This is a genomic window from Mycobacteroides sp. LB1 (assembly GCF_013449725.1).
Taxonomy (GTDB): Bacteria; Actinomycetota; Actinomycetes; order Mycobacteriales; family Mycobacteriaceae; genus Mycobacterium.
The window spans coordinates 325,166-336,064 of the sequence record NZ_JACCFF010000004.1; the positions used below are offsets into that span (position 1 = coordinate 325,166).

General features: G+C 63.6%; 12 protein-coding genes. 8 read left to right on the forward strand and 4 right to left on the reverse strand.

From position 1 onward, the window contains the following. The 8 genes from MLB1_RS17755 (at nt 1) to MLB1_RS17790 (ending at nt 7,083) form a co-directional block, all read left to right on the forward strand. The gene (locus MLB1_RS17755) at nt 1–621 is read left to right on the forward strand and encodes a TetR/AcrR family transcriptional regulator (RefSeq protein ID WP_180751150.1); all 621 of its coding nucleotides are present in this window, start codon (nt 1–3) and stop codon (nt 619–621) included. A gap of 227 nt (nt 622–848) precedes the next feature. Further along, nucleotides 849–1,301: a MarR family winged helix-turn-helix transcriptional regulator gene (locus MLB1_RS17760; protein WP_180751151.1), complete on the forward strand. Its 453-nt coding sequence runs from the start codon at nt 849–851 to the stop codon at nt 1,299–1,301. Further along, a complete protein-coding gene (locus MLB1_RS17765) occupies nt 1,298–2,278 on the forward strand; it encodes a zinc-binding alcohol dehydrogenase family protein (protein ID WP_219603242.1) in 981 nt (326 codons plus the stop codon). The genes MLB1_RS17760 and MLB1_RS17765 overlap by 4 nt, the downstream gene beginning before the upstream one ends. 188 nt (nt 2,279–2,466) lie before the next feature. Then, nucleotides 2,467–2,808, forward strand: a complete 342-nt coding sequence (gene arsC, locus MLB1_RS17770) for an arsenate reductase (glutaredoxin) (RefSeq protein WP_180751152.1) — start codon at nt 2,467–2,469, stop codon at nt 2,806–2,808. A gap of 164 nt (nt 2,809–2,972) precedes the next feature. Continuing rightward, entirely contained in the window at nt 2,973–3,863 is an 891-nt protein-coding gene (locus MLB1_RS17775; RefSeq protein ID WP_180751153.1) for a LysR family transcriptional regulator, read from the forward strand. 157 nt (nt 3,864–4,020) lie between these two features. Further along, complete coding sequence (locus MLB1_RS17780; RefSeq protein ID WP_180751154.1) at nt 4,021–5,205, forward strand: NAD-dependent formate dehydrogenase; 1,185 nt, start codon at nt 4,021–4,023, stop codon at nt 5,203–5,205. Between the two features lie 151 nt (nt 5,206–5,356). Then, nucleotides 5,357–5,725 carry a hypothetical protein gene (locus MLB1_RS17785; RefSeq protein WP_180751155.1) on the forward strand — a complete coding sequence of 123 codons (369 nt, stop codon included), beginning with the start codon at nt 5,357–5,359 and terminating at the stop codon, nt 5,723–5,725. Nucleotides 5,726–5,802: 77 nt separating this feature from the next. Then, complete coding sequence (locus tag MLB1_RS17790; RefSeq protein WP_180751156.1) at nt 5,803–7,083, forward strand: acetyl-CoA C-acyltransferase; 1,281 nt, start codon at nt 5,803–5,805, stop codon at nt 7,081–7,083. Nucleotides 7,084–7,113: 30 nt separating this feature from the next. Here the strand turns inward: MLB1_RS17790 and MLB1_RS17795 are convergent, their stop codons facing one another. From MLB1_RS17795 to MLB1_RS17810, 4 genes are read right to left on the reverse strand one after another with little or no spacing between them, the layout of a single operon-like run. Then, nucleotides 7,114–8,712 (reverse strand): carotenoid oxygenase family protein, encoded by a 1,599-nt coding sequence (locus tag MLB1_RS17795; RefSeq protein ID WP_180751157.1) that lies wholly within the window; start codon nt 8,710–8,712, stop codon nt 7,114–7,116. A gap of 32 nt (nt 8,713–8,744) precedes the next feature. Continuing rightward, complete coding sequence (locus MLB1_RS17800; protein WP_180751158.1) at nt 8,745–9,380, reverse strand: TetR family transcriptional regulator; 636 nt, start codon at nt 9,378–9,380, stop codon at nt 8,745–8,747. Continuing rightward, nucleotides 9,370–10,167 carry an RsiV family protein gene (locus MLB1_RS17805; RefSeq protein ID WP_255485995.1) on the reverse strand — a complete coding sequence of 266 codons (798 nt, stop codon included), beginning with the start codon at nt 10,165–10,167 and terminating at the stop codon, nt 9,370–9,372. Before MLB1_RS17805 ends, MLB1_RS17800 begins: the two co-directional genes overlap by 11 nt. A gap of 19 nt (nt 10,168–10,186) precedes the next feature. Then, the gene (locus MLB1_RS17810) at nt 10,187–10,873 is read right to left on the reverse strand and encodes a DUF3329 domain-containing protein (RefSeq protein WP_180751159.1); all 687 of its coding nucleotides are present in this window, start codon (nt 10,871–10,873) and stop codon (nt 10,187–10,189) included. Between the last annotated feature and the right edge of the window lie 26 nt (nt 10,874–10,899).

Here is a 10,899-nt window from a genome sequence, read left to right on the forward strand (position 1 = left end):
ATGAGGAGCGCTGTGTCAACGGGGTTGACTAAGGGGGCTAAGGGGCGGCGGGCACCTCAGTGGACTCCGCGTGAGGTGGAGCTGCTGGCGGTCACTCTGCGTCTGTTGCAGCAGCACGGATACGACCGCCTATCGGTCGACGAAGTCGCTGCCGAGTCGAAAGCCAGCAAGGCCACGATCTATCGGCGTTGGCCGTCGAAGGCGGAATTGGTGTTGGCGGCTTTCATCGAGGGGATGCGCGCCCAGCTCGTCCGGCCTAACACCGGCTCACTACGCGAGGATCTGCTGCAGATCGGGACCAATGCTCTCGCCGATGTCCGGCGCAATACGCCCGTCATGCGCGGTCTGCTGAACGAGATCGCGCGAAATCCCGCCTTGACCAAGGCGTTTCGGACGGAGTTCATTGATCAGCGAAAGTTGTTGATCGATGACGTGGTCAACGCAGCTGTCGAACGGGGCGAGATCGATGCGGCCGCCGTCAACGAGGAACTCTGGGATCTGTTGCCGGGGTATCTGGTGTTCCGCTCGTTACTGCCCGTGCGGTCACCGACAGCCAACACGGTCCGGACGCTGGTGGACGATGTCATCATGCCCAGCCTGACCCGCGGCACGAATCGCTAAGTAGGCCCCGGAAGCGCTCACCTCGGGATTTATCAACGCCGTCGATAGTGGACTGGAAGCCCTTACAGTACAGCCAATTTCAAGGCATTGGTTCACTAGGTCGATGAGGTTCAGCTAGCGAATGACGGACGCTGGTCATCAAGTCGAATTACATTCCGCGGAATGCACTGCCTCATACCGGCCTGCTATATTCCATGGAATCCAGTAGTAGGTTGAGAGGATGGGCCATGGCAGATCTGGAGCTGTTGTTCAGCGAGCTGGTCAGATGGGAAATCGGCTTGTGGAACGCCGTGGACGCACGGCTGCGCGCCGATTTTGATCTGCCGCTGAGCCGGTATGAGCCGATGCGCGTCATCGGGCGGCGCGGCTCGTGCCGGGTCAACGACATTGCCACCGAGCTGTCAATCACGGTCGGCGGCACCAGCAAGCTGATTGACCGCATCGAAGGCTCCGATCACTGCCGGCGTCGACCGAATCCAGACGACGGGCGCTCCTCGACCATCGAGTTGACTTCGTCCGGTAGGCGCCTGCTGGCCAAGGCGAAATTGTCCCTGGAGGACGAACTTTCGAGCCGCTTGGGGACGGTGTTGTCCGCTCGCGAGTTGCAGCAGTTCTCAAAGATCTTGACCAAAGCCGCGGCCGCGGGACAGACAGCAGTGAAGGATGGGACGGCATCATGACCACCACCATGCGGGCCATCGTTCTGGACGCCCCGGGGCCCCCGCAGGCCCTGAAGATCCGGGAGCTGCCGGTCCCGGAACCGGTCAACGGGTGGGTACTCATTGCGGTGAAAGCTTTCGGCTTGAATCGATCTGAACTGCATACCCGCTTGGGCCTGGCGGAAGGGGTTACCTTTCCGCGGGTACTCGGTATCGAGGCCACCGGTGTGGTGGCAGCTTGCCCCGGCGGTGAGTTCGCGGTCGGGCAGCAGGTGATGGCCATGATGGGCGGCATGGGCCGTGAGTTCGACGGCGGATACGCCGAGTACACCTGTGTGCCCGCTACACAGGTGACCGCCTTTTCCAGCGGCTTGGACTGGGCCACGCTGGGTGCCGTTCCCGAGATGCTGCAAACGTCGTACGGATCTCTGACGGTAGGACTGGACGTCAGCGCCGGTCAGTCGCTTCTCATCCGGGGCGGCACCTCTTCGATCGGGATGGCCACTGCGGTGCTGGCGAAACAGCGCAATATGACCGTGTTCTCCACCACGCGAAACCGCGGTAAGGCCGACGCGTTAGTCGGGATCGGTGTCGACCATGTCCTCATCGACGACGGCCAGGTCGCACGCCAAGTCCGAGACATTCTGCCCGACGGCGTCGATACCGCGCTGGAACTCATTGGCACACCAACGCTTCCGGACACCCTGCGTGCCACTCGCGTTCACGGGGTGGTGTGCTTCACCGGAATGCTGTCCAACCAGTGGATAGTCAATGAGTTTTACCCTATCGATTACATCCCGCGGGGCGTCCGTCTGACCTCCTACGGCGGAGGCACCGCCGACCTGCCCGCACACGTCCTGCAGGAGTATCTCGACGGCGCAGCCTCCGGCAACACCCACATTCCTATCGATCGTGTTTATACCTTCGACCAGATCGTCGAGGCGCATACCGCTATGGAAGCGGGGAGCGCGAGCGGGAAATTGGTCGTAACCATCTAGGAGAAGTTCTTCAACCTCTCCAGAAAGCTGACAAGTGGTCAGCGCAATGGTATTGCACCGGTCGGGGTTTCGGCCTAGCTGCCGAGTCTGAATTTGCTCGGGGGGTGAGCGGTAGGAATGAGGCAGCGCGGTCGTCAGGCTCGCGCTGTACCGGGCGTGCCGTGAACCCCTACCTGTAAGTTGAAGCTGTGGACGCGACGATTTACCACAACCCCCGGTGCACCAAGTCCCGCCAGGCGCTGGCCCGGCTCGAGGATGCCGGTGCCGATATCACCGTCGTGAAGTACCTCGACGATGCGCTCACCAAGGCGCAGCTCAAGGCACTCATCAAGGATGCGGGCCTGACGGTGCGCGAGGCGGCACGCACCGGCGAGGCGGAGTACAAGGAGCTCGGCCTCGCCAACGCATCCGATGACGCCTTGCTCGACGCAATGGTCGCGCATCCGCGCTTGATTCAGCGTCCCTTCGTGGTGACCGCGAAGGGCACTCGGATGGCGCGCCCCACCGAGTCGATCGACGAGATCCTGTAGCTCTCGGCTTGCCGACGAGTACGGCGGCGGCAACCCCGGCGGCGACGCCAATCACGGTGTCGAGGCCGCGATACAGGATCAGTGTGAGCCGCCGGGCGTGCCTGTCCAAGAGATGTCGCCGCTGAGTCGATAGGCAGACCCGATCACCCGTGGTAGAACGAGCCATGCAGTTCCGTCAGCTCGAATATTTTGTGGCGCTGGCGCGGGAACGACACTTCGCCCGTGCGGCATCGGCGTGCTACGTCTCCCAGCCGGCGCTATCGGAGGCCATCCGCAAGCTCGAACACGAGCTGGGTGTCCCCTTGGTATTGCGCGGGTCGAACTTTGAGGGACTAACCCCGGAGGGAGACCGCTTGGTCCTTTGGGCCCGAAGGATTCTCGCGGACCGTGATGCGCTGGAGCATGAGGTGACGGCGTTGCGCAGCGGACTCACCGGTGAACTGCGGCTGGGCGTGGTACCCGGCGCTGCGACCCGTGTCGCGCTCATGGCCGATGCGTTTTGCGGTGAGCACCCGTTGGTGCGGGTACGGATCGAGTCCAGCCTGCGATCCGCCGAGATCCTGGATCGCATCCGCCGGTTTGAGCTGGATGCGGGCGTGGTCTACGACGACGGGTTACAGACCGAAGGGCTGGAGGTGACCCGTCTCTACGAGGAACGCTATGTGCTGGTGGCCGGTGAGGGGTTGTTGCGTGACGCCTCCGATCCGATCGATTGGTCGGAGGCGTTGAGCCTGCCAATGTGCTTACTGCACAAGGGTATGCGTGATCGCGACCGGATCGACGAGGCGGCCGCCGAGCATGGGCTGACGGTATCGCCACGTTTGGAGGCCGACTCCGTCGCCACCCTGCTGGCCCTCGTCGGCACGGGTCGCTGGGCGGCGATCGTCGCACGGACCTGGTTCGCCACCGTGCCTGCGCCGACAGGAACTCGAACGGTGGAACTACAGGTACCGACGCTGGGCTCGCCAGTGGCGCTGGTGCGTGCCGCGGGTGAGCCCGCGTCGTTGCTTGCGCGTGCACTGGTCCAGACCACTGCGGCGCTCGACCTGCCCTGATCGGTTCCGCCTATGGGGCGGTCGGAACTTGGTCTTGGACACCCGACCATCCTGTGCCGGAAACTGAGAGTGCGTCGACAAGGACGCATCGGATAGCTGAAAAGCCATCTGCATCAGAAGAACTGGCGGCACACAGGACTGCCGCAGAGGAGTGGTCATGGCGAAGATCTTGTGTGTGCTCTACCCCGACCCGGTGACGGGCTATCCGCCCGTATACGCCCGAGATTCGATTCCGGTCATCGGCGGCTATCCGGACGGGCAGACCTTGCCCACGCCGGAGGCCATCGACTTCAACCCGGGTGAACTGCTTGGATGTGTATCCGGGGAACTCGGCTTGCGTCGCTTCCTGGAGTCACAGGACCATGAGCTGGTGGTCACCTCCGACAAGGACGGGCCCGACTCGGTGTTCGAGAAGGAGCTGCCCGACGCAGATATCGTTATCTCCCAGCCCTTCTGGCCCGCCTACCTCAGCGCGGAACGAATTGCCAAGGCGCCCAAGCTCAAACTGGCGTTAACGGCGGGTATCGGCTCGGACCACGTCGATCTGGATGCGGCCATCAAGGCCGGCATCACCGTTGCCGAGGTCACCTACTGCAACAGCATCAGCGTCGCAGAGCACGCCGTCATGCAGATCCTTGCGCTGGTGCGTAATTACCTGCCGTCGCACCAGTGGGTCGTCGACGGAGGCTGGAACATCGCAGACAGCGTCGAAAGGGCCTATGACCTTGAGGGATTCGACGTCGGAATCATCGCGGCCGGGCGCATCGGCCAGGCCGTGATGCGCCGCCTCAAGCCGTTCGATGTGCGGCTGCACTACTTCGACACCCGCCGGTTGCCTGCCGAGGTGGAGCAGGAGCTCGGACTCATCTACCACCCGGATGTGCAATCGTTGGTGAGCTCTGTCGACATCGTCGACATCCACGCCCCGCTGCACCCGCAGACCTACCATCTGTTCGATGCGAATCTGATCAACTCCATGCGCCGCGGTTCGTACATTGTGAACACCGCACGCGCCGAGATCACGGTCCGCGATGCGGTGGTCGATGCCCTGCGTAGTGGACAGCTCGCCGGTTACGCCGGTGACGTCTGGTACCCGCAGCCGCCGGCCCCCGATCACCCGTGGCGCACCATGCCGCACGAAGCGATGACACCACACGTTTCCGGCACCACCCTGTCGGCGCAGGCGCGGTATGCCGCGGGTACCCGGGAGATTCTCGAGGACTTCTTTGAGCGGCGGCCCATTCGCGACGAGTACCTGATAGTCGAGGGCGGCCAGCTGGCCGGGACCGGTGCCAAGTCCTACACCGCGGACGGCTCGGCCAGTCCCGGCGCGGGCACGTAGCCCGCACGAGAGTGAAGCTGCCAGGCCGCTGCTGGGGACCGATGCCCGGACAGCGGCCCGGCGGCGTCGTCGGGTGAATTGGCAGGGATCGGGCGGGATCTGGCACCGGTTGGCAGTGTCAGGAGTGCGTCACGCTGGCAGCATCGCCGACATGAGTCTCAATACGGCATTACGAGGAATTGCGGTCGGACGTGTGGCTTCGGGGATTGCCGGTTTGGCGGTCCCGCAATTGATGGCACGATTGAGTCATGTGCCGACGACCCCTGAATTGTCCTATGTGACAAGGGTATTTGGTGCGCGTGCGATAGCCCTGGGTGTGGGGTATCTGACGTGTCCCGAGTCGGAGCGGTCGCGGTGGCAGCGATTGGCGCTGATGGTCGACACCATTGACACCACGCACGGTGTCGCTCATGTGGTGCGTGGCGATCTGCCGCGACCGGCGGCGCTCTTCTGGGCGACATTGACCGGCGGTTTTATGGCGCTGGGTGCGTCCAAGCTTGCGAGGGATCTGGCGTCCTGACCGTGCGATCAGTACCAATGTTTACGCTCGATGCACCCGCGTAAACGGGCAACTGACTCGCGAGTAAGCTCGCCGCCATGACTGCTCCTGCCAAGCGTCGCGCCGTCATCGTCGCGGGCGCGCGTACCCCGTTCGTTCGTGCCTTCGGCGACTTCACCCGGATCGATACCATCGCGCTGGCCGACGAGGCCGTACGCGGTCTGCTCGACAACACCAAGATCTCGTCGAACGAGATCGAGGCCATCGTCTGGGGTGGGGTGATTCTGCCTGCCGGTGCGCCGAACATCGCCCGTGAGATCGCACTCGACCTGAAGCTCGGCCACGGCGTCGAGGGACACACCGTGACCCGTGCCTGCGCCTCCGGCCTGCAGGCCATCACCACGGCGGCTGCGGCCATCGAGCGCGGTGAATACGACGTCATGATCGCCGGCGGATCGGACTCCACGTCCAACGCCGGAGTCAACTTGCCGCAGAAGCTCATTCATGCCGCCGCTCCGCTGGCACTGGGCAAGCCCAAACCAAAGGACTACCTCGACGCCGCACTGAGCCTCGCCCCGTTCACCGGGCTGCTGCCGCGCCGCCCCAAGATCGAGGAGCGCACCACCGGCGAGGTGATGGGGGAGTCGGCCGACAAGATGGCGAAGATCCACGGCATCACCCGTGAGGCGCAGGACGAGTTCGCGGTCCGCTCACACCATCGCGCCGCCGCTGCCATCAAGTCGGGGCGCTTCGACCGCGAGGTCATCCCCGTCAACGGCGTCACACGCGATGGCTTGGTCCGCGAGAACACCAGCGTGGAAAAGCTGGCCACGCTTAAGCCGGTCTTCAACCGCGACGGCACCGTGACCGCCGGTAATGCCAGCCCACTCACCGACGGTGCGGCCGCGGTGCTGCTCATGAGCGAAGCGAAGGCGCGTGCGCTGGGTCTGCGGCCGCTCGCGGCCTTCCGGTCGTGGAGCTATGTGAGCGTGGACCCGGCCGACGAGGTGCTGATCGGACCGGCGATCTCGATGCCGCGCGCGCTGGAGAAGGCGGGGCTGACCCTCGCCGACGTAGACTACCTCGATATCCACGAAGCCTTTGCCGCGCAGACGCTTTCGGTACTGGAGGCGCTCGGCTCCAAGAAGTGGGCGGCCGACCGGCTGGGGCGCTCCGAGGCTGTGGGCACTCCCGATATCGACAAGGTCAATGTGCACGGTGGCTCGGTGTCGATCGGTCACCCATTCGGCGCCACCGGCGCTCGCATGGTCACCACCATGGCAAACGAGCTGGCACTCACCGGTAAGGGCATTGCGCTGCTGGGGATTTGCGCGGCCGGCGGCCATGGTGCAAGCGCGGTGCTGGAACGGGTCGAGTGAGCGACAGGCTCCAGCACCGCCGGCCCGGCCCTAGTGTTTGGCGATCCGATCTGTGAAGACGCCGTGATAGCTCATCGGTACGTGGAAGGGCAGCCATGCCTCGGCGGTCGGTCCCGCATCTATATGTGCGGCGTCGAAGATCATCAGCCGACTGCGGTGTGAGGCTTCTTCGTAACCCACCGTCAGCACCCATCCGTCCTCTTCGGCGGCATCGGCGCTGCGCGGAATGAAGGTCGGCTCGACCAGTGCATTTCCTGGCGGGCAATACTTTTGAGTGTCTCCGGTCCGGTGGTCGATTCGCGCGATACCCGCGCCCTGGGTGTCGTCGGCACTCTGCACCGCCACGTAGGTGATGTTGTGATGCTGGGTGGAACGGCGCTGGTCGAATTGAGGGAACTCGCACGCCAGGTCCGTCACCACGTCCTCGGTGACATGGCCTGAGCCGCTGATACGCAGTCGGGTGATGCGTACGGCGTCGTCACGTTCGGTATTGGTCAGGCCGTCGTACACGGTCTTCATGTCCAGTCGGGTATCCGCACCCCAGCGCTTCATCCCGGGCAACGTCGCGAGGGAGAGCCGGGCCAGTTCCACCACGACATCGGCTCCGTCATCGAAGGCGTTGGTGTAGTGCCATGAATAGAACGGATCGGTCTCGATCACCCGTACCTTGCCGCCGTCGCGCGGTGCGAGGATGAGATAGGTCGGTTCACCCTCTTTGACGCTCATCGAGTCCCACATCGAGACACCGCCGAACAGCGCGCGAGGGTCGATCCGGTAGGGCGAAGCGGTGAATATCGCGTACCGCGGCGTCAACGCCATGTCGTGGATCAACGGAATACGCGTCAACCCGGGCAGCGGTACCGACCGGACGTAGTGGGTTTGTCCGTACTTATCGGTCTCGTAGAGCCGCAACTTAAGACGCGGAATCGCTTCGCTCGCCAGCTCCCTGATTCTGCGTACCCGCTCCGCGCCGTTGGGTGCCGTGCGTATCCAGGCGGGATCGATGCGGGGGTAGAAGGGGTCGATGCCGAAGTTGACGTAGCTCTCCTTGATTGGGTCATAGGTGTAGTGCGCCGAGTAGGCGCCCACCGGACCCTGCAGGGCGCCACCCAGGCTGCATGCTCCAATGGTGTTGAGGGTGTCCAGGTCCAGCCGATGCGGCCGGCCGCCTTCGTGCAGTGCCAGCAACGAGTTCGATTCGAGCATCACGCTGGTGTTGGCGGTATTTGCCGGCATCCGTCCGAAGTTCCGGATGGCGCCACCAGGGCGCTGGAAGACGAATCCACGCTTGACCATCGACCCGGCCTTGGTGGTTTCCAGATAGTGCTTGGTGCGCACGAACCTGTTGCGGAAGTGGACTCCGGTGCCGTCCAGGATGAAGGCGCTCACCATGCCATCAGCATCGAACAGGCTCTTGACCTGGGAAGTGCCAATGTTCCAACGCCCCGAACCATTCCGGTAGAGCGTTCCGGTGAGCTCGGGCGGCAATGTGCCGGTGATCTCGGTGACGGCGAGATCTTCCTCGCCGCGAATGCTTTCCCAGAAGCGGGAGGGAGCGCCGTGGTCGGGCAGGGCTGGGGGAGTGACCAGCGCAGGGGATGAAACAGACAGGCTGTCAGTTACGGTCATAACCGACAGCCTGTCTGTTTAAGGTGTAGGTGTCAAGGGTTGTCGCGAAGGGGCCCGTTGAATAACGGAAGTCGTGCCCCGCCCTCCCAGCACATGACCGTCAGATGCTCGACGAGATCGGCCCTCGACATCGTGCCGGTCCGGCGCCACCATGCCGTCGAGGCCGCCACCGCCCCAATCATGGCGCGCGACCAGGGACCGGCGGCAGCGGTCTCTGAGTTCTGGGCTGAGAGATTCATGGTGAGCAGCAGCTCCGCGCTATCGGCCAGCTGCTCGAAGAGGCCGTGGGTATCGTCGTCGCCGACGAACGCTTGCCCGCCGAGCATTCGATAGAGCTCGGGTTCCTCTTCGATCCATTCGCAGAGAGAGTCGATGAAGGCGGCGAGGCGTTGGCGGTCGGTCGCGTCGCTCGGAGTTTTCTTTCCCGTTTTGACGAGGATCTGAGCCGCGTGCCGTTGGCTCAACGCCGTCAGCAAGGATGCCCGGCTGGGAAAGATGGCATATACGACCGACCTGACGAATCCAGCCTGCCGAGCCACCTCGGCAAGCCCTACCTGCGGTCCGCCCGTTCTGACCGCCCGCTCGGCCGCGTCGAGCAGTTCTTCACGTCGCCGTTCGACATCGACGCCGGGTCCGGTTGGCCGTCCGGGTCGTCGACTACCCGCCATATCCAGGTCGGAGGATCGGTGCGATGGCGCCGATCGGGATATGCGCCTCCACGCTGCCGCCATCCATCGAGTACACCCGCTGGCCGGGGGAGTAGTCGATCGGATAGTCGTGCGCCACAGGGTAATCCGGCATGTAGATGATCAGCTCATCCGGTGTCAGCGCCCACGCCTTGTACGCACCGGAGTACACCTTGTCCGGGGTCCAGCGGTCGGGCGTGAACGGGTAGGTCTGCGGGGTGTGCCCCGGTGCCGACCGGTCCAGCGCCTCGATGATGAACGGCTCGGCGATCGGTGGAATGGCACCCAGGTCGCCCCCCTTCAAGATGTCCTTGAGCATGATTCGCTTACCGCCGTCATAGTTGAAGGTCCGGTATGCGTTGTTCACCTGCGGGCCGTTGGCGTGGTAGTCCTCATGGAACACGATCGACGTGGTGCTGCCATGGTTGAACACCTGGAAGTTCTCTTCGCCATAGCTGTCCTGAATCATGTCAGAACCCTTGGCTTTCCAATTGTTGTACAGATTGCGCAGGTACTCGCGGACCTCGGGGTTGCTATCCACAAACTCTGGGATGGCGACCTTGATATCGCGATCGGCCTTGCGCGGCGAGGACACCACCGTACGGCAGTACAGCCCGTCGAAGTTGCCGCCGAGCTCGCCACAGAAGGACTGCGCCGACGCTGCCGCCAGCGGCGCGCCGCTGAGCGCGGTACCGGTCGCCACTGCAGCGACAACCGCCCCGGCAACCCCTCGGACTACCCGCCTGGCGAAGAGCTTAGAAATCCGCATGAATTACCTTTCCGGCGGTTTACAGGTACTCGAGCTTGCTCGCTAGCCAACGGCCATCGATCTTTTCCATCGTGATTCTCATCCGGCTCCGGTCGACGCGCGGATCGGGCCGTTGGGTGTTGGTGATGCTCTGGTCCACCATCATCAGCAGCACGACCTTGTCCGGAGACTGGGACTGGATCGCCGAGTTCACGACCTTGCCGTGCGCGGCAGCCTTGTTGTCGACCAGCAGCTGACGCAGCTGCACGCTGGCCTTGGTGAACTCGTTCTTGAGTTCGCCGGTGGACCCGTTGAGGATCTGCCGGAAGTTCTCGTCCACGCTGTTGGTGTCGATGCTGGTCAAGATCTCGGTGTACGGGACGGCGATGGCTTGTGCCTGCTGTCCTGCCGCATCGATCTGGTGCTGCCGCCATACCTTCCAGCCGACGACACCCGAGAACACGAGCGCGCCGATCAGAATCGCCGAAACGGCGCCGACGACGGCATAACGTACCCAGGTCAACCCCGCGGCGCTGCTCTTCGCGTCGTCCGAGCTAGGTGCCTCCGAATCAGACACAGCCGTCGGCTCGACGTCCTCGACCTCGACCTCGGTCTCGTCGGTGTCGGTGGCATCCGTCTCCGCAGCAGAGTCGACGGCGTCCTTGTCCGCTTTTTTCGCGGAGGCGTCGTTTGTGGAATCGACGTCTTCTTTGGTCATAGTGACCACGGTAGTGGCTCCTTGAATCTGGATCG